Origin of the sequence: Planomonospora antibiotica (genome assembly GCF_014647955.1) — a bacterium.
Lineage (GTDB): Bacteria > Actinomycetota > Actinomycetes > Streptosporangiales > Streptosporangiaceae > Planomonospora > Planomonospora parontospora.
This window is the reverse complement of sequence record NZ_BMQE01000004.1, coordinates 88,864-105,180: the sequence shown is the minus strand read 5'-3', so window position 1 is coordinate 105,180 and position 16,317 is coordinate 88,864. Positions and strand designations below refer to the sequence as shown.

The window sequence follows — 16,317 nt, the reverse complement described above, 5'->3', positions numbered from 1 at the left end:
CGGGAAGGCCCATCAGGCGGCGCCCTCCAGGAAGGTGAGGATGTCGCGGTCGCCGCGGTCCCGCAGGCGGGCCAGGACCTCGTCGCGGGCGGCGCCCTCGGACAGGCCGATGCGGCCGCCGATCAGGCGCAGGCCCTCGGCCTCCGAGGCCACCGGGGCGGTGTAGCCGATCAGGTGCAGGGCCCGGTTCAGCGCCGGGATGCCGGGGGCCGCCGCGGGCAGGTAGCGGGTGAGCAGTTCGCCGCCGTCGGAGACCGTCAGGAAGACGTGGTCGCCCTCGGAGGCGCCCGCGGCCACCAGGACCGGGCGGATGGAGCCCATGGTCGGCTGGTTGTGCCAGCTGATCACCACGTCGCCGGACGGGGTGGAGGCGGTGAGCTGGCCTCCCGGGGCCATGCCGAGGTAGGCGGCGAAGCCGGTGGGCAGCGGCGAGCCGGAGCCGCGCAGGTGCTCGGCGTTGACGTCCACCCGGTGCCACCAGCGGCCGTCCCGGCTGCGGAAGCAGCGGCGGGTCGAGGCGACGTCGCGGCGCGGCTGGTAGTCGCTCTGCTCGGCCCCCGCCACCCGGATCCACCCGCGCTGGGTGCGCTCGAAGCCGGGACCGCCCGCGTAGGCGCGCACCGAGCTCTCGCTCACGTCGTAGCGGGAGGTCAGGTTGGTGACGATCGTGTTGACCGGCGCCTCTCCGCCGGCCCGCTCGATCTCCCGGGCGATCATCTCGCGGATGCCGAGGTACTGCTCGCCGCCCCAGCGCGTCAGGCCGTACTTGTTCCGGTCCAGCCGCAGGAACCGGTCGTCGGCGGTGAGCTGGTTGCGGATGCCGACCAGGCTGTAGTCCTCGCCGATGCGCTCCTGGATCTCCTCGGGGGTCAGCGCGCCGCCCGCCACCGCGAGCACGGCCTCCGCCTTGTCGTTGACGCTGCGCGGCCAGGGCACCACGTGCTCCTCCAGCACCCGCAGCTGGGGCACCGAGACGAGCCACCGCTCGGCCACGTCCTCGCGGATGCCGAGCTGGCTGACCAGCGTGACGGCCTCCGCCAGGGGCCGGGGCCCGTCGGTGAACAGCTGCCGGGTCTTCTCCCGCAGCTCGTCGGCGCCCCCCGCGACCAGCCACCCGTCGACCTGCTCGTAGCCGGTCAGCAGGGTCCGCACGAACCGCCAGGCCGGGATGGAGAGCGTCTTCAGCTCCGTGCGGTGCCACGGCACCGCCGCCGCCAGGTCGTCGGCGGGCACCGCCGAGCCGAGCCGGCCGCGCAGCCACGACACGTGCGCCACCAGCGGGGCCGCGTCCGGGCCGGAGAGCCAGGTGTCCACGTGGTCGCGCAGGTCGCGCTCGATCTGCCGGATGCGCTCGCGCGTCACCGAGAACCGCTGGGCCAGCTCGTCCAGCGTCACCCGCTGGGAGGCGTACAGGCGGTCCCTGGCGATGGCGCGCTGGCGCTCGTCCAGGGTGGCGAAGACCTCGTCGATCAGCTCCGGCAGCGGCCGGTCCGGCCGGGAGGCCGGGACGGGGGCGACGCTGTCCTCGGTCACGGGTTCGAGCAGCCGCTCCAGCACCCCGGTGAAGAGCTTGTGCACGGTCTCGCGGCCGAGCCCCTCGGGCGTGTGCACGCTCGACGCCGGGTCGGCGAACCTGAGCAGGGGCAGGACGTCGCCGAGCATCAGATGGCCCCAGCACGACAGGGCGAGGTCGGCGAGCCGCCCCGCGACCTCGGGGGTCCCGACGATGGAGCAGGCACGCTCCAGCGGAAGCGCCTGCCACCACGCCTCGGGGAGGCGGGGGTCGTTGGCGATCGGCGCTACCTGGCCGGGAGAGGTCCAGCGCAGGGGTGGCGCGATGTCGCTCAGGCTGAGGTTCATTGGGGTCCAACCGGCAAGGGGAATGTATCCGCAGTTCAGAGTATGTGATCAGATGGGAAGGAACGGGCTGGCCCGCCCGGAGTGGGAGACGTAGAGCAGTTCCCGCGCCCGGGTGCAGGCCACGTACAGCAGGCCCCGTTCGCGCTGGAGGTCGTGCGCCCGCGCCGAGAGGTCCTCCTCGGCCGGGGTGAGCGAGTCGGGGGCGGGCACCACCCCGTCGGCGACGCCGATCACGGCCACCCGCCGGAACTCCCGCCCCTTCATGCCGTGCAGCGTGGTCACCCGTACCCCCGAATCCCGCAGGGCGGCCCTGGCCTCCCGGACGAGCCCGGCGGTCCTGGCGGCCACGGCGATCTCCTCCGGAGGCACGCCGTCCTCCCGGATCCACCGCCAGACGTGGGATACCAGGCCGTTCAGCTCGTCCTCCGGTGAGTCGTAGGCGCGGACCACGGGATGCGGGCCGTGTCGGGTGGCGCGGAAACCGTACAGCTCCTGCACTCCGGCCACCAGCCCGTCGGCCGGTCCGCCCCCGCGCAGCCGTACCCCCCAGGAGAGGATTTCCCCAGGAAGGCGGTGGGACACCTGAAGCCGCTGCTGGACCGCGTCGATTCCGAGCGAGGCGAGCGAGACGCGGGTGTCGAGGACCCGCTGGTGCGGGTCGCCCACGATGAACAGGTCGTCCGGCGCGTGCGGCACCGCGGCGCGCAGCAGCCGCCACTGCACCGGGTGCAGGTCCTGCGCCTCGTCCACCACGATGTGCCGGTACGGCTCCCGCCGGGGCGCGGCCTCCTCCAGCAGGTCCCCGGTGCTCTGGCCGAGCAGGATCGACGCCTCGGCGGCGAGCTGGAGCAGGGTGCGCTTGCCGCGCTCGGCCAGCCGCCCGGTGACGTGCCCGACCGCCGCCCACACGGCGGCGCGCTCGTCCGCGGGGAGCGTGACGCCGCGGCCCGGCCGGGGGGCGGACAGGTACTCGTTCAGGGTGCGCAGGTTCTGCGCCAGGATGACCTGCTCCCACTCGCGCAGCAGGAACGCCGGGCTGCGGCCGCCGGCGGCCTCCCGCCAGAGCGCGCCCAGTTCGTCGGAGCCGACCAGGACGGGCGGGTGCCCCTCGGCGTCGGAGACGATGCGGTGGGCCAGCCGGTCCACGTTGCCGACCTCGACGCGCTTGCGGACCACCCCGTCCTCGATCAGCACGTCGAGCCGGGAGGAGAGCTCGCCGCTCAGCCCCTGGGAGAAGGTGACCAGCAGGACCGGACCCGCGCCGCGCGCGGCCAGGAAGGCGGCCCGGTGCAGGGCGAGGAGGGTCTTGCCGGTGCCCGCGCCGCCGGTGACCAGGACCGGCCGGTCGTAGGACTCCCGGTAGGCGAGCCGGTGCTGGGCGGGGTGCAGGAACACGCACCAGCCGGGCGCGTCGAGCACGTGGTTCAGCTCGCGCGGGTCCGCGGCGAAGACGGCGCGGTCCGGGCTGCGCGCGAGCGCGGCGGCGAGGTCGTCGGGGTCGATCGCGGCGGCGGCGCCGGCCGGGGAGGCGCCGGGGGCGGGGCCGACCGGGCCGGGGGCGGGGACGGCGTCGACCGCGCGGCAGGCGTCGAGCTCCCGCCAGGCCGCGGCGACGGACTCCCCCCTGGCGAGCGCGGCCAGCGGGACGTACTGCGTCGGAGGGAGCAGCGGCTCCAGCGCCTCCAGCGTCAGCTCGTCGGTGATCAGCCGGACCAGGGGCAGGAAGCGGTGGTCGACGCCCAGTTCGATCAGGTCGGTGTCGCAGGTGTCGGCGAACAGCCGGGCCGGGAACGACGCCGCGGACCTGCGGATCGCCGTCTCCACGCGCTCCAGCGCCTCGGCGTCCCACACCTCCACCACGCCGATCACGGGGTTGACCCCGAAGCGGTACCGCCGGGCGTAGGCCCACGCCTCGGCGTCCGGCAGGACGGTCAGCAGCCAGTGGACGTCCCGCTGCCGGACCACCACACCGCGGTGCCGCTCGGCGAGGCGGAGCGTCGCGACGCGGTCGTCCCTGGCGCCCCTGACCCGCTCCGGGTGCGGCGCGCCGGCCGCGTTCTGCAGGAACCTGCGTACGGAGACCAGCGCGTCCCGGCGCGCCGGCTGGGGCAGCGCGCTGAGCTCCACGGGGAACTCCGGGGCGATCGCGAGTCGGGGCATCGGCTACCCCAGCAGGGACTGCAGGTCGCGGTCGCCGCGCTCGCGCAGGCGGGCCAGGAGGTCGGCCTGGCTCACCGGCCCCGTCATCCCGATCCGGGTGGCGATGACCCTGGCGGCCTGCTCGGGCGTGCCGCTCGGTGCGGTGTAGCCCACCAGCCGCAGGGCCCGCGCGATCGGTTCGGTCCCGGAGGCCGCGGCGGGCAGGTGCCGGGCGCGCAGCACCCCCTCCTCGGACAGCGTCAGGAACAGGTGGCCGCCCTCCTTGGCGCCCACGTCGTGCAGGAGGAGCACGAGCGACTCCAGGGCCGGCCGGTCGCGCCAGCGCAGCGTCATCTCGCCGACCATGCTGGTGACCGTGCGGCTGTCGCCGGGGGCCATGCCCAGGTAGGCGGCGAACCCGCTGGGCAGCGGGCACTCGGCGCCCGCGAGGTGGTCGGCGGTGATGTCGACCCGCAGCCACCAGCGGCCGTCCGGTTGCCGGAAGCAGCGCCGGGTGAGCGACACGTCCTTGAGCGGCCGGGCGACGGCGTCGGGCGGGAACGAGGACTCGAAGAAGCCGGGGTTCCCGGGCGGGAGCGAGGACTCGAAGAAGCCGGGGTTCCCGGGCGGGAGCGAGGACTCGAAGAAGCCGGGGTTCCCGGGCGGGAAGGCGGTGCCGGAGGGGCGCTCGGCCTCGGGTGGCGCCGTCGGTCCCGCCTCGCCGACCGGTTCCGGGGAGGGTTCCGGGTCGGCTCGCCGGGCGGATGCCGGGCCGGGTTCCGGGTCGGCTCGCCCGACCGGCCGCGGGTCCGGGTCCGGCTCCGGGGCGGGCGGGGCCTGCCGCGGGGAAGCGCCGTTGGCGCGGCGGGCCGACTCTCCGGCGCCGAGGATGCGCAGCTGCGGCACGTTCTCCAGCCACTCCTTGGCGACCTCGGGGTGGATGCCGAGGGTGGAGACCAGTTCGAGGGCCCGGCCGACGGTCGGCGGGCGCTCGGCGCTGCTGATCAGGTCGCGGGTCCGGTGGCGCAGGTCGGCGATGTCACCGTCCACCAGCCAGTCGCCGACGAGGTAGTAGTCGGGCAGGGTCGCCAGCACGAACTGCCAGGCGGGCACGTCGAGGGAGTGCAGTTCCCACGCGTGCCAGTCGGCCGCGTCGATCAGCCGGTCGACGGGCGCGGCCTTGCCGAGGGTCTTCCTGAGCGCGGTCAGATGGTCGCGGTACGGCGCCGCCTCATCGGAGGCGAGCCAGCGCCGCAGCCGTGCGCGCAGCTCGGCCTCGGCGTCCCGGACCACCTCGGGCTGGACCGCGAAGAGCTTGGACAGCGATTCCACCGCCGCGGGATCGTCGGTGAAGACCCTGTTCTGCGCGACGGCCCAGCTCAGATCCTCCAGGTCGAGGAAGGCCGTGTCGAGCAGCGCGTGCAGGCTCGGCGCGCGCCGCGGCGCGTCCGCCCCGGCCGCCTCGTCCCCGGTCTCGTCCTCCGGCTCGTCCCCGGCCCCGTCCTCCACCTCGTCCGCGGACGCCGGGACGGCGGTCTCGGGTTCGGGTTCGGTCTTGGGTGCGGGTTCGGTCTTGGGTGCGGGTGCGGGTGCGGGTGCGGGTGCGGGTGCGGGGGAGGCCTCCGCCGAGGCGGATCCGCGTGCGGTCTCGGAGGAGGTCTCGAGCACGGGTTCGGGGGCGGTCGCGCGCACGGGCTCCGGAGCGGCGGTCCGGGAACCGCCGGGCACCGGGGAGAGCCGGGCGAAGACCGCGCCGAAGAGCGTGTGCAGCAGGGGGCGGGGCTGCACGAAGGGCTGGTCCCGCAGGTCGTGGCCGGTGAAGGAGAGCAGCCCCGGCCAGGATCCGGCCCGGTCGAGGGCGATGGCCGTACAGGGCTCGTCGGCCTCGTCGGGGTCCAGGACGTACAGGGCGGGCAGGACGTCGCCCACCGACGCGGCGGGCCAGTGCTCCAGGGCGATCTCCGTGACGATCTCCGCGAGCCGCTCGGGCCCCAGCACGGCGAGCACCGCGGGCAGGGGAAGGCTGCGCCACCAGGCGTCCGGCAGCTCGGGCTGGTCGCGCAGGAGCGGGATCGCGGCCGCGTCGCTCCAGCGCAACGGCGGCACGAGGTCACTCAGACAGACGTTCATCCGCACCCTTCACCAGCACCTCTGATTTGCCCGAGCCGTTCCTCGTCGCTGGAGAACGAGACTCATGGAACAGACCATAGTCTGGCAAATCGCCTTAGCGCATCGGGTGGTCCCAGCGGGCTCAGCGGCGGACGGCCGCGAACCGGAGCCGCACGTAGTCGGCCATCCAGCCGGTCTCCCGCCGCAGTGCGGGCGCTGCCAGCTCGTTCACCCGCCGCAGCAGGGATTCGATCAGCTCCGCGGGGAGCTGGTGCAGCAGCGAACCGGCGAACATCCGTACCCAGTCCGCCGCTCCGTTGGGGCACTCGTCAAGTGGAGTCGGCCGGTCGAAGTACTCGAGAATTCGGACGACGAAGCCGCCCTTCTCCAACCGGCCGGCGTACTCGGCGGGGGGCGGGAAGTACCACGGCAGGTCCGGATCGGGCAGCCCGTGCTCCCGCCAGGCGGTGGAGACCGCCGCCGTCAGCGCGGCGCAGTTGCCCGCCCCGCCCATCTCGGCCACGAACCGGCCGCCCGGGGCCAGCGCCTCCCGGACGCTGGAGATCACCGCGTCGGGCTCGCTCCCCATCCAGTGCAGGGCCGCGTTGGAGAAGACCGCGTCGTACGGCTGCGCGACCACGAAGTCGCGTCCGTCGCCGACGATGAAGTCCAGCCCGGGGTACTGCGCCAGAGCCTTCTCGATCATGGCGGGGGAGCCGTCGATCCCCAGGACGTGCGCGCCCCGGGAGGCGATCTCCGCCGTCAGCACGCCGGTGCCGCAGCCGAGGTCCACGATCCGCTCCCCGGGCCGGGGGTCCAGCAGGTCGACCAGGGGGGCGCCGTGAGCCGAGACGTATCCGAAGCCGCCGTCGTAGGTGCGAGCGTTCCACGTCATCAGGCTCGGCGTGTCGTATCGCACGATGATCAGCTCACATTCCGAGGCCGTCAGGCCTCTCACCAGTACCCTCCGGACACTTTAGAGCCTCGGACATCCCGCGACGCAGCGGTCGCACCGATCCCGCGGTCAACCGGCGTCGCGGTCCCACTCGCGCGTGACCACGGCCTTCGCCTCGTCGGTCTCCGGAACGGTGAGGACCACCGGCCGGGCCTTCGTCGCCGGGAGCCGGGCGGCGAGCTCGGCGTCCAGGGTGCCGGCCATCCGCATGGCCTCCATCCGGACGGGCCGGGCGTACCCCTTCAGGAACAGGTTCTGGCCCCGGTCGGAGAACAGGAACTCCTGCCAGAGCCGGGCCGCGGCGGGGTGCGGCGCGGCGGCGCTGACGGCCTGGACGTGGTGGGAGGCGATCACGGCGTCGCCGGGGATCGCCACCTTCCAGTCGGGCCCGCCCGCTCCCGGCTCCTCGGCGGCCCGCGCGGCGTTGAGGAAGTCCCAGTCCAGCACGACCGAGGGCGGCCGCCCGTCGGTCACGAGGTTCCCGGCCTCCGCCAGGTCGTCGAAGAACTCCACGCCCCGCTCCGCGTCGGCCCGGCCGCCGCGCAGGGAGGCGGTCATCACGGCGGCGAAGGCGGCCGCGTTCCGCCGCGGGTCGCCGGGCAGCCACACGCCGTGGCCCGGCTCGAGGAGGTCGGCGTAGGAGGCCGGGGCCGCGACCTTGCGCGCGTCGTACCCGATGGACATGTAGCCGCCGTAGGCGGCGTACCACTTGCCGGAGTGGTCCTTGAGGTGGTCGGGGAGGTCCTGCCAGCCGCGGACCTTGTAGGTGGCCAGGGAGCCGGCCTCGGCGACCGCCACCTCCAGGCTCAGGTCGAACACGTCGGGCTTGAGGTGCCCGGCCGCCTCGATCGCCCGCCGGCCGCTCGCCCCGGGTTCGAGCTCGTTCACCTCGATGCCGTACTCGTCGGAGAAGGCGTCGATGATCTCGCCGTAGTTCACCCAGTCCCGGGAGAGCCCGACCACGTTGAGCGAGCCCTCCTTCCTGGCCGCCTCGACGAGGCGCTCCATGCTGGTGAAGCCCTCCTCCAGGGAGGCGGCCTGGAGCTTCACCGGAGGCAGCGGCGTGCCCTCGGTGGCCGGCGCGCCGCCGCATCCGGTGATCGCGGCGGCGAGGACCACGGCGGTGGCGATGGCGAATCGGGTGCATGCAGTCACACCGCGCATACTCTTGGCGGTGATCGGGGCGGTCGAGGAGGCGCGACCGTTCTTGGTGAACGGCTTACGCCCGGCCCGGGACGACTTTGGCCGCCACGAGGGTCCGCTCGTCGATCTCGACCAGATCGCCGCCGCGCCTGCGCACGCCGAGCACTCCGTCCCGCCAGAATTCCAGCTCGCCGACGGCGTCCCGGAAACCCTCCGGGACCCTTCTCCGGGTCGTTACTCTTTTCCCCACGTCATAGGGGGTTATCGTGATGCTGAGGCGGGCGCCGAAGCCAGGGTTCATCTCGTTTGCCCCCCTCCCGTTTCAGAGTCCCGGTGGGCACGGCAATACTAGGGCGTAGCAACCCGCGGTCGAAGTCGTGCCTAGGTGCGTAAAGAAGAAGGAGCCCGAGGTGACCTACGTCATCGCGCAGCCTTGCGTGGACGTGCTTGACAAGGCGTGCATCGAGGAGTGCCCCGTCGATTGCATCTACGAGGGCGAGCGCATGCTCTACATCCACCCCGACGAGTGTGTGGACTGCGGTGCGTGCGAGCCTGTCTGCCCCGTCGAGGCGATCTTCTACGAGGACGACCTCCCCGAGCAGTGGAAGGACTTCTACAAGGCGAACGTGGACTTCTTCGAAGACCTCGGCTCGCCCGGCGGCGCCTCCAAGGTCGGCAAGATCGAGAAGGACCACCCGACCGTCGCGGCCCTGCCGCCGCAGGCCGAGGAGCACTAGCCGGCCGCGGGCGGGGGCGGCGCGCACGAACGGCGCGGCCCCCGCCGACCGGATCCACCGAGACCTTCCCCCGCTCGCCCCGGGCCGGGGGCGCGACAGCGGAGAGAACTGTGATCGGGCTGCCTGACTTCCCCTGGGACCGCCTCACGCCGTACAAGGAACTGGCGCTGGAGCATCCCGGCGGGATCGTCGACCTGTCGGTGGGCACCCCCGTCGACCCGGTGCCCGACGTCGTACGGCGGGCGCTGGCGGACGCCTCCGACAGCCCCGGCTACCCGCTGACCTACGGGACCGAGCGGCTGCGCGCCGCCGCGGCCGGCTGGCTGCGGCGCCGGCACGGCGTGACCGTCGACCCGGCGGCCGTGCTGCCGCTGATCGGTTCCAAGGAGTTCGTGGCCTGGCTGCCGACGCTGCTCGGCGTCGGGCCCGGCCGGCGGGTGATCTTCCCCGAGCTGGCCTACCCCACCTACGACGTGGGCGCCCGCCTCGCCGGCGCGGAGCCGTACGCCACGGACGGGCTGGTCGCGCTCGGGCCGGAGCGGGTGCCGCTGGTCTGGGTGAACTCCCCGTCCAACCCCACCGGCCGGGTCCTGCCCGCCGAGCACCTGCGCAAGGTCGTCTCCTGGGCGCGCGAGCACGGCGCGGTCGTCGCCTCCGACGAGTGCTACATCGAACTGGGCTGGGAGGAGGAGCCGATCTCGATCCTCCACCCCGACGTGTGCGGCGGCTCCCACGAGGGCCTGCTCGCGGTGCACTCGCTCTCCAAGCGCTCCAACCTGGCGGGCTACCGCGCGGGTTTCGTCACCGGTGACCCCGCGCTGGTCAAGCGGCTGCTGGAGGTCCGCAAGCACGCGGGCATGATGGTGCCGGCACCGGTCCAGGCGGCGATGACCGCGGCGCTGGACGACGACGCGCACGCCGACGAGCAGCGGGCCCGCTACGCGGCCCGGCGGGCGGTGCTCCGCCCCGCGCTGGAGGCGGCGGGCTGGCGGATCGAGCACTCCGCCGCCGGGCTCTACCTGTGGGCGTCCGACGGCACCGGCTGCTGGGACCAGGTGCGCGCTCTCGCCGGGAAGGGGATCCTCGTCGCACCGGGGGAGTTCTACGGCACGGCCGGCGACAGACATGTCCGGATCGCCCTGACAGCGAGCGACGAACGCATCGGTGCGGCGGTGCTCCGCCTCCAGTAGGATCGCGCGGCATGACCCCTGAGGTCGCCGTGATCCTCGGCCTGAGCGTGCTGACCGCGGTCCTGCTGCTGGGAGCGTTCTACGCGACCACCCGCCAGGACCGCAGGACGTCCGCGCCCGGGTCGTCCGGCGAGACGACCACCGCTCCGGCCGGGACCGTCCGGCCGCCGCGGTCCGCGGACTCGTCTCCTCCGCCGCCCGGACCCGAGGCCTCGGGCCATGTCGGCATCGACTACCCCGACCCCCGCACGATCAAGGTCGGCGACACGATCGACCACCAGGGTGTGCGGGCCCGCGTGCTCGGCGCGATGCACCTGTCGCGGCAGGGCGTGCAGTGGACGGAGTACCTCCTCGACGACGGGACCCGCCGCCGCCAGTGGCTCTCGGTCGAGATGCACCCCGGCCGGGCCCCCGGTGACGCGCCCCACCTGGAGGTGCTGCTGTGGACGCCGGTCCCGTCCGAGGGGATGGTCCCGGCCAAGGCGATGATCATCGTTGAGGGCGTGGAGTTCTTCCCCGCCGACCGGGGCACCGCGGCGTTCCGCTCGGAGGGCTTCACCGGGATGCCCGACCGGGGGCTGCTCGACTTCGCCGACTACCGCGCCGCCGACGGCCGGCTGCTCTCCTTCGAGCGCGTGCAGGGCGAGGGCTGGAACTCCTCCTACGCCCGGTCGCTGCCGCCCGGGTCGATCACGATCCTGAGCAGGGGCTAGGAGATCCGGACCGCGTCCCGGGAGGCGCCGGGGTCGGCCGTCCAGCCCTGTTCCTCGCCGCCCTCCGCGGTCCAGGAACGGCCGTCGTAGCCGATGCGGCGCAGGCCGTACTTCTGGGCGTGGGCGAGGGACCAGGAGGCGATCAGCCAGCCCTGCCTCCGGGAGGCCGCCTTCAGGGTGGTCCCGGCGCCGAGCGTGCGGGCCAGCTCCTTGGTCGCCTTGGCCGGCGCGGGGGCCGGGACGGGCGTCTCGCCCCCCTCCAGGGGGAACCAGCAGTGCAGCGCGCCGGGCGCCCGCCCGGTGAACGCCGCCGCCAGGATCTTCGCGTTCTCCTCGTGCTGGGCGTACAGCGAGCCGTCGGCCGAGCGCTGCACCTCCTGGGCGGCCTCGTGCAGCGGGATGTCCTGGTAGTCCTTCACCTTGACCAGCCCCGCGAAGAACTTGCCGGCGGTGTAGACCGGGTCGAGCAGCTGCTCGGGGGTGCCCCAGCCCTGCGAGGGCCGCTGCTGGAACACCCCCACGGAGTCGCGGTCGCCGAACGGCAGGTTGTACAGCTTGGACTCCTGGATGCCCGTGGCGTAGGCGATCACGACGGCCCGCTCGGGCAGCCTGCGGCGGTGGGCCACGCCGGCGATGGCCGCGGCCACCTGGGCCTGCTCGATCTCCAGGTCGAGGGTGCCCCCGGCGGCGGTGACCCGGCAGCCCTCGTCCGTCGAGGGCCGGTCGAGCAACGCGAACAGGCCCACGGTGATGGCCACCGCGAGCACGGTCACGATCACGATGATCGCGATGACACCTGGGGAGAACCGCCGTCGCACGGTGAAGAACCTACCGGGCGCCGGACCGGTCCGCGGCCCTCCGGAGCCCGGTGACCCCGGGCCCGCGGGCCTTCCGCGAGCGACCGGGGCCCGTGCCGGGGCCCTTCCCGGGACCGCCGCCCCGGACGGGGGCGGGACGGCGGCGCCGGGCGGATATAGGGTCGCCTGCATGGACACGCGGCTGGACCTCACCCAGGACGTCGGCGCGCTCACCGCGCGGATCGTGGACGTCGAGTCGGTGAGCGGAAACGAGAAGGCGCTCGCCGACGCGGTGGAGGAGGCGCTGCGCGCCCTGCCGCACCTGCGGGTGGAGCGCGACGGCGACTCGGTCGTGGCCCGCACCGAGCTCGGCAGAGGCGAGCGGGTGGTGATCGCCGGGCACATCGACACGGTCCCGGTGGCGGACAACCTGCCCAGCAGGGTGGAGGGCGACCTGCTGTACGGCTGCGGCACGTCCGACATGAAGAGCGGCGTCGCGGTCGCCCTGAAGCTGGCCGCCGCGCTGGAGGCGCCGAACCGGGACGTGACCTACGTCTTCTACGACTGCGAGGAGATCGAGGCCGAGCGCAACGGGCTGCTCCGGCTCAGCCGGAACCACCCCGGCTGGCTCGCCGGGGACTTCGCGGTGCTGATGGAGCCCACCGACGGGGTGATCGAGGGCGGCTGCCAGGGCACCCTGCGGGCGCAGGTCGTCACCCGGGGCAAGCGGGCGCACAGCGCCAGGTCCTGGCTCGGCGTCAACGCGATCCACGCCGCCGGGCCGGTGCTGGACGTCCTGAACGCCTACCGGGCCAGGACGCCGGTCGTGGACGGGCTGGAGTACCACGAGGGCCTGAACGCGGTCGGCGTCACCGGCGGCGTCGCGGGCAACGTGATCCCCGACGAGTGCGTGGTGACGGTCAACTACCGCTTCGCCCCCGACCTGTCGCTGGAGGAGGCGCGCGAGCACGTGCGCGAGGTGTTCGACGGGTTCGAGCTCCGCTTCACCGACGGCGCCCCGGCCGCGCGGCCCGGCCTGAACCACCCGGTGGCGGCGGCGTTCGTGACGGCGGTCGGCGGCGTGCCGAGGGCCAAGCTCGGCTGGACGGACGTCTCGCTCTTCTCCGGCCTGGGCGTCCCGGCCGTCAACTACGGCCCCGGCGACCCGAACCTGGCCCACCAGCGCGGCGAGTTCGCCTCACTGTCCAAGATCGCTGAAGCCGAGCGGCACCTGCTCTCCTGGCTCTCCTGAGACCTCGGGAGCGGACCCGCGAGAGGGCTCCGGCGGCTGGACCGAGGAGCGAAGGCGGCGGTCACCGGCCCCCGAGCCGCGGCGCGCAGCGTCGCCGCAGGCCTGCCGTAGATCCGCCGTGAAACGAGAAAGTGGCTTTCCTCGCCGGCCATTTGGCGGGGAAAGCCACTTTCAGTCCCGAGCAGCACCCTCGCCGGTTAGACGCGGGGTCGTCGAAATCCGGTTCCGTGTTTTCGCGGAGAATTTTCAAGATTTTTCCCGGAGCGGCGCTAGCGTGATCGCATGAAGAAGACACGTCCGGAGCGCCGCCAGGGATCCGCAGTGGTCCGCGGTGACTTCGTCCCCGATTCCACCTACGACCAGCGGCTTCTCGACCGGCGCGGACCGGCCGACTGGCTGCACATGGACCCGTGGCGGGTGCTGCGCATCCAGGCGGAGTTCGTGGAGGGCTTCGGCCTGCTGGCCGAGCTGCCCCGGGCGGTGACCGTCTTCGGCTCGGCACGCACACCCGTGGACTCGCCCGACTACGAGCTGGGCGTGCGGCTCGGCCGGGGGCTCGCCGAGGCGGGGTACGCCGTGATCACCGGCGGCGGTCCGGGCTGCATGGAGGCGGCGAACAAGGGAGCGGTCGAGGCGGGCGGGATCTCGGTCGGGCTCGGCATCGAGCTCCCCTTCGAGCAGCACATGAACGAGTACGTCGATCTCGGCATCGAGTTCCGCTACTTCTTCGTCCGCAAGACCATGTTCGTGAAGTACGCCTGCGGCTTCGTCGCGCTGCCGGGCGGGTTCGGCACGCTGGACGAGCTGTTCGAGGAGCTGACCCTCGTCCAGACGCGCAAGATCACTTCCTTCCCCGTGGTGCTGCTGGGCACGGAGTTCTGGGGCGGGCTGCTCGACTGGATCAGGACCACACTCGTGTCCACGGGGAAGATCTCTCCGGCCGACGTCGACCTGATCCAGGTCACCGACGACCCGGCGGAGGCCGTACGGATCATCGCCGAGGCGGACGCGGGCAGGCCGGAGCAGCTGGAGAAGGAGCAGGAGGCGGCGGAGAGCACGGTGGCCGCCGCGGAATAAGGTTGTCCGGTGTTCATCTGCGTGTTCCTGGCCTCGAGCCAGAGGATCGATCCCAAGTACCTGCGGCTGGCGGAGGAGGTGGGAGCCGAGCTCGCCAGACGCGGGCACACGCTGGTCAGCGGCGGGGCGCGGGTGTCGTGCATGGGCGCGGTGGCCCGTGCGGTCCGCGCGGGCGGCGGCCGCACGGTGGGGGTGATCCCGCAGGCCCTGGTGGACATCGAGGTGGCCGACACCGAGTCCGACGAGCTGATCGTCACCGCCGACATGCGGGAGCGCAAGGGGGCGATGGACGCCCGCTCCGACGCCTTCCTCGTGCTCCCCGGCGGCATCGGCACGCTGGAGGAGCTCTTCGAGATCTGGACCGCCAGGACGCTGGGGCTGCACGACAAGCCGCTGGTCCTGCTGGACCCGTGGGGCCTCTACGCGCCGCTGAAGGAACTGGTGGAGGGCATGCACGAGGCGGGCTTCACCCGGGCCGGCGTCTTCGACGCGATCTCCTGGACCACCACGGTCGAGGAGGCGTTCGAGCTGCTGGAGAAGCCGGCCGGGCACCTGGCGCCGAGCCTCGACGAACTAGGCGAGGCCACGGCGGGCTAGCGCGGGCGGCCGCCTCCCGGCCAGGGACTCGGTCATCGCGACCGCGAGCCGTACCTGGTCCGGGCGGGCGGTGCGGAAGACCCGGGCGCCCAGCCAGGCGCAGACCGCGGCGGCGGCGAGCTCGGCGGCCTCGTCGTCCCCGGCCTCCGCGGAGGCCTCCGCGTCCGTCGCACCCGCCGCCGGGTCCGTCGTGTCCGCTGCGGCCGCCGGGTCCTCGTCGGGCCCCGCCGTCCGCGCGGAGGTCCGTGCCGAGGTCCGTGCGGAGGTCCGTGCCGAGGTCCGTGCGGAGGAGCGGGCCAGCTCCGACGGGGTGACGGCGACGGTGCGCCCGGCCCGGACGAGGCGCTCGACCTCGTCGATCGAGTGGGCCTCGACCCAGTCGGGCCCGGCCTCCGCGTCCGCTCCGACCACCAGGGGATCTGCCATGCGGTGATCATAGGTCCTGGCCCCGCGGATCTTCCGGATGCGCGGGACGGAACCCGGAGGAAGGGAGTTGTGGCACGATTCGTATGTGCTGGTCGTACTCGTTCTCGCTGCCCTGGCCGTTCTCGCCGGCGTGGTGCTGGTCGCCACGGGGAGGGGCGGTGAGCTCAAGGAGTTCGCCCCCGACGTGCCCCCGCTCGCCCTGCCCGCCGCCGGGCAGCTCACCGCGGTGGACTTCATGGCCCTGCAACTGCCGGTGAGCCTGGTCGGCTACCACACGCAGAGCGTGGACGAGACGCTGCAGCGCGCCGCGAACGCGCTGAGCGAGCGGGACACCAGGATCGCGGTGCTGGAGCAGCGGGTGTCGGAGCTGCTGGCGAGCAGGCTCCAGGCGCGGCAGGAGATGCACGCCGGCCCGGCGTACGGGCCGGTCACCGAGCACCGGCCCGGCGCCCCCCGCGAGGATCTCGTCCGGTCGCGCGGAGGCGCCTCCGCCTCCGCCCCCGCCTCCCTCGACGACCTGGAGGAGCCGAAGGACCTCGGCGGCCCGGAGGAGCCCGGCGGCCCGGAGGAGCCGAAGGACCTCGACGGCCCGGAGGAGCCGGAGGGCGCCGGAGACCGGAAGGGTCCGAAGGGTCCGGAGGGCACCGGATCCGGGGAGACGGCCGGGAGGGGCCCGCGGGACGACCAGGCGGGGCCGGAAGGGGAGCCCGGCGCCGCCTCCGTGCGGCGGACGGGCGGGCCGGCGGACGAGGAGGGGCGCGGGTGACCGCACTCGTCCGGTGCGGGTGGGTGAGCTCCGCCCCCGAGTACATCGCCTACCACGACGAGGAGTGGGGCCGCCCGGTCGAGGGCGACGACCGGGTGTTCGAGCGGCTCACCCTGGAGGCGTTCCAGTCGGGCCTGTCGTGGATCACCATCCTGCGCAAGAGGGAGAACTTCCGGAGCGCGTTCGCGGGGTTCTCCATCCCCGCCGTGGCCGCGTTCGACCAGGACGACGTGGACCGCCTCCTGGCCGATCCGGGCATCGTCCGCAACCGGGCCAAGATCGAGGCGGCGATCTCCAATGCTCGGGCCGCGCTCGGCGTCGGCCTGTCCGATCTCGTCTGGCGCCACGCCGATCCCGGTTCCCCGGCGCCCGCGAGCGGCGCCGACGTGCCCGCCCTGACGCCGGGCTCGGTGGCGCTGGCCAAGGAGCTCAAGAAGAACGGCTTCCGCTTCGTCGGCCCCACCACCGCCTACGCGCTGATGCAGGCCATCGGCCTGGTCAACGACCACGTCGCCGACTGCTGGGTCCGGGACCGGGTCTAGGGTCCGCCGGTCCG

At 73.7% G+C, this 16,317-nt stretch carries 16 protein-coding genes; 8 read left to right on the top strand and 8 right to left on the bottom strand.

Annotated features, from left to right (window positions below; translation table 11 throughout):
• Nucleotides 1-12 precede the first annotated feature (12 nt).
• The 6 genes from IEZ06_RS05180 to IEZ06_RS05155 form a co-directional block, all read right to left on the bottom strand.
• Complete coding sequence (locus IEZ06_RS05180) at nucleotides 13-1,860, bottom strand: sigma factor-like helix-turn-helix DNA-binding protein (RefSeq protein ID WP_189235490.1); 1,848 nt, start codon at nucleotides 1,858-1,860, stop codon at nucleotides 13-15.
• 48 nt (nucleotides 1,861-1,908) lie between these two features.
• Nucleotides 1,909-4,020 (bottom strand): UvrD-helicase domain-containing protein, encoded by a 2,112-nt coding sequence (locus IEZ06_RS05175; RefSeq protein ID WP_189235489.1) that lies wholly within the window; start codon nucleotides 4,018-4,020, stop codon nucleotides 1,909-1,911.
• 3 nt (nucleotides 4,021-4,023) lie between these two features.
• A complete protein-coding gene (locus IEZ06_RS05170) occupies nucleotides 4,024-6,129 on the bottom strand; it encodes a hypothetical protein (protein ID WP_189235488.1) in 2,106 nt (701 codons plus the stop codon).
• A 121-nt stretch (nucleotides 6,130-6,250) separates the two neighbouring features.
• A complete protein-coding gene (locus tag IEZ06_RS05165) occupies nucleotides 6,251-7,003 on the bottom strand; it encodes a class I SAM-dependent methyltransferase (RefSeq protein WP_189235487.1) in 753 nt (250 codons plus the stop codon).
• A 129-nt stretch (nucleotides 7,004-7,132) separates the two neighbouring features.
• Complete coding sequence (locus IEZ06_RS05160; RefSeq protein ID WP_189235486.1) at nucleotides 7,133-8,227, bottom strand: ABC transporter substrate-binding protein; 1,095 nt, start codon at nucleotides 8,225-8,227, stop codon at nucleotides 7,133-7,135.
• 55 nt (nucleotides 8,228-8,282) lie between these two features.
• On the bottom strand, nucleotides 8,283-8,507 hold the full coding sequence (locus IEZ06_RS05155; protein WP_189235485.1) for a putative acetyltransferase: 225 nt from the start codon (nucleotides 8,505-8,507) through the stop codon (nucleotides 8,283-8,285).
• 109 nt (nucleotides 8,508-8,616) lie between these two features.
• Here IEZ06_RS05155 and fdxA point away from each other — a divergent pair, with 109 nt between their 5' ends.
• The 3 genes from fdxA (at nucleotide 8,617) to IEZ06_RS05140 (ending at nucleotide 10,846) form a co-directional block, all read left to right on the top strand.
• Nucleotides 8,617-8,943 carry a ferredoxin gene (fdxA, locus tag IEZ06_RS05150; protein WP_189235484.1) on the top strand — a complete coding sequence of 109 codons (327 nt, stop codon included), beginning with the start codon at nucleotides 8,617-8,619 and terminating at the stop codon, nucleotides 8,941-8,943.
• A gap of 110 nt (nucleotides 8,944-9,053) precedes the next feature.
• Nucleotides 9,054-10,133, top strand: a complete 1,080-nt coding sequence (gene dapC, locus IEZ06_RS05145) for a succinyldiaminopimelate transaminase (RefSeq protein WP_189235483.1) — start codon at nucleotides 9,054-9,056, stop codon at nucleotides 10,131-10,133.
• A gap of 11 nt (nucleotides 10,134-10,144) precedes the next feature.
• Nucleotides 10,145-10,846, top strand: coding sequence for a DUF4178 domain-containing protein (locus IEZ06_RS05140; protein ID WP_189235482.1), 702 nt, complete (start codon nucleotides 10,145-10,147; stop codon nucleotides 10,844-10,846).
• Here the strand turns inward: IEZ06_RS05140 and IEZ06_RS05135 are convergent.
• Nucleotides 10,843-11,664: a hypothetical protein gene (locus IEZ06_RS05135; RefSeq protein WP_189235481.1), complete on the bottom strand. Its 822-nt coding sequence runs from the start codon at nucleotides 11,662-11,664 to the stop codon at nucleotides 10,843-10,845. The two genes, IEZ06_RS05140 and IEZ06_RS05135, sit on opposite strands and share 4 nt — an antisense overlap.
• A gap of 169 nt (nucleotides 11,665-11,833) precedes the next feature.
• On the opposite strand from IEZ06_RS05135, the gene dapE reads away from it, so the two are divergent.
• The 3 genes from dapE (at nucleotide 11,834) to IEZ06_RS05120 (ending at nucleotide 14,569) form a co-directional block, all read left to right on the top strand.
• Complete coding sequence (dapE, locus tag IEZ06_RS05130) at nucleotides 11,834-12,895, top strand: succinyl-diaminopimelate desuccinylase (protein ID WP_068901332.1); 1,062 nt, start codon at nucleotides 11,834-11,836, stop codon at nucleotides 12,893-12,895.
• A 282-nt stretch (nucleotides 12,896-13,177) separates the two neighbouring features.
• Entirely contained in the window at nucleotides 13,178-13,972 is a 795-nt protein-coding gene (locus tag IEZ06_RS05125; protein WP_189235480.1) for an LOG family protein, read from the top strand.
• 9 nt (nucleotides 13,973-13,981) lie between these two features.
• Nucleotides 13,982-14,569 (top strand): LOG family protein, encoded by a 588-nt coding sequence (locus IEZ06_RS05120; RefSeq protein WP_189235479.1) that lies wholly within the window; start codon nucleotides 13,982-13,984, stop codon nucleotides 14,567-14,569.
• Here IEZ06_RS05120 and IEZ06_RS05115 read toward each other — a convergent pair.
• Complete coding sequence (locus IEZ06_RS05115; protein WP_189235478.1) at nucleotides 14,546-14,995, bottom strand: hypothetical protein; 450 nt, start codon at nucleotides 14,993-14,995, stop codon at nucleotides 14,546-14,548. The two genes, IEZ06_RS05120 and IEZ06_RS05115, sit on opposite strands and share 24 nt — an antisense overlap.
• A gap of 85 nt (nucleotides 14,996-15,080) precedes the next feature.
• Here IEZ06_RS05115 and IEZ06_RS05110 point away from each other — a divergent pair, with 85 nt between their 5' ends.
• Both IEZ06_RS05110 and IEZ06_RS05105 read left to right on the top strand, forming a co-directional pair.
• Nucleotides 15,081-15,761 carry a hypothetical protein gene (locus IEZ06_RS05110; RefSeq protein WP_189235477.1) on the top strand — a complete coding sequence of 227 codons (681 nt, stop codon included), beginning with the start codon at nucleotides 15,081-15,083 and terminating at the stop codon, nucleotides 15,759-15,761.
• Nucleotides 15,758-16,303, top strand: coding sequence for a DNA-3-methyladenine glycosylase I (locus IEZ06_RS05105; protein ID WP_189235476.1), 546 nt, complete (start codon nucleotides 15,758-15,760; stop codon nucleotides 16,301-16,303). The genes IEZ06_RS05110 and IEZ06_RS05105 overlap by 4 nt, the downstream gene beginning before the upstream one ends.
• Nucleotides 16,304-16,317: the final 14 nt, after the last annotated feature.

Bases quoted from the DNA above. Each gene is read 5' to 3' on its own strand.
- IEZ06_RS05180 (WP_189235490.1), bottom strand. From the start codon at position 1,860: ATGAACCTCAGCCTGAGCGACATCGCGCCACCCCTGCGCTGGACCTCT.
- IEZ06_RS05175 (WP_189235489.1), bottom strand. From the start codon at position 4,020: ATGCCCCGACTCGCGATCGCCCCGGAGTTCCCCGTGGAGCTCAGCGCG.
- IEZ06_RS05170 (WP_189235488.1), bottom strand. From the start codon at position 6,129: ATGAACGTCTGTCTGAGTGACCTCGTGCCGCCGTTGCGCTGGAGCGAC.
- IEZ06_RS05165 (WP_189235487.1), bottom strand. From the start codon at position 7,003: ATGACGTGGAACGCTCGCACCTACGACGGCGGCTTCGGATACGTCTCG.
- IEZ06_RS05160 (WP_189235486.1), bottom strand. From the start codon at position 8,227: ATGCGCGGTGTGACTGCATGCACCCGATTCGCCATCGCCACCGCCGTG.
- IEZ06_RS05155 (WP_189235485.1), bottom strand. From the start codon at position 8,507: ATGAACCCTGGCTTCGGCGCCCGCCTCAGCATCACGATAACCCCCTAT.
- IEZ06_RS05140 (WP_189235482.1), top strand. From the start codon at position 10,145: ATGACCCCTGAGGTCGCCGTGATCCTCGGCCTGAGCGTGCTGACCGCG.
- dapE (WP_068901332.1), top strand. From the start codon at position 11,834: ATGGACACGCGGCTGGACCTCACCCAGGACGTCGGCGCGCTCACCGCG.
- IEZ06_RS05125 (WP_189235480.1), top strand. From the start codon at position 13,178: ATGAAGAAGACACGTCCGGAGCGCCGCCAGGGATCCGCAGTGGTCCGC.
- IEZ06_RS05115 (WP_189235478.1), bottom strand. From the start codon at position 14,995: ATGGCAGATCCCCTGGTGGTCGGAGCGGACGCGGAGGCCGGGCCCGAC.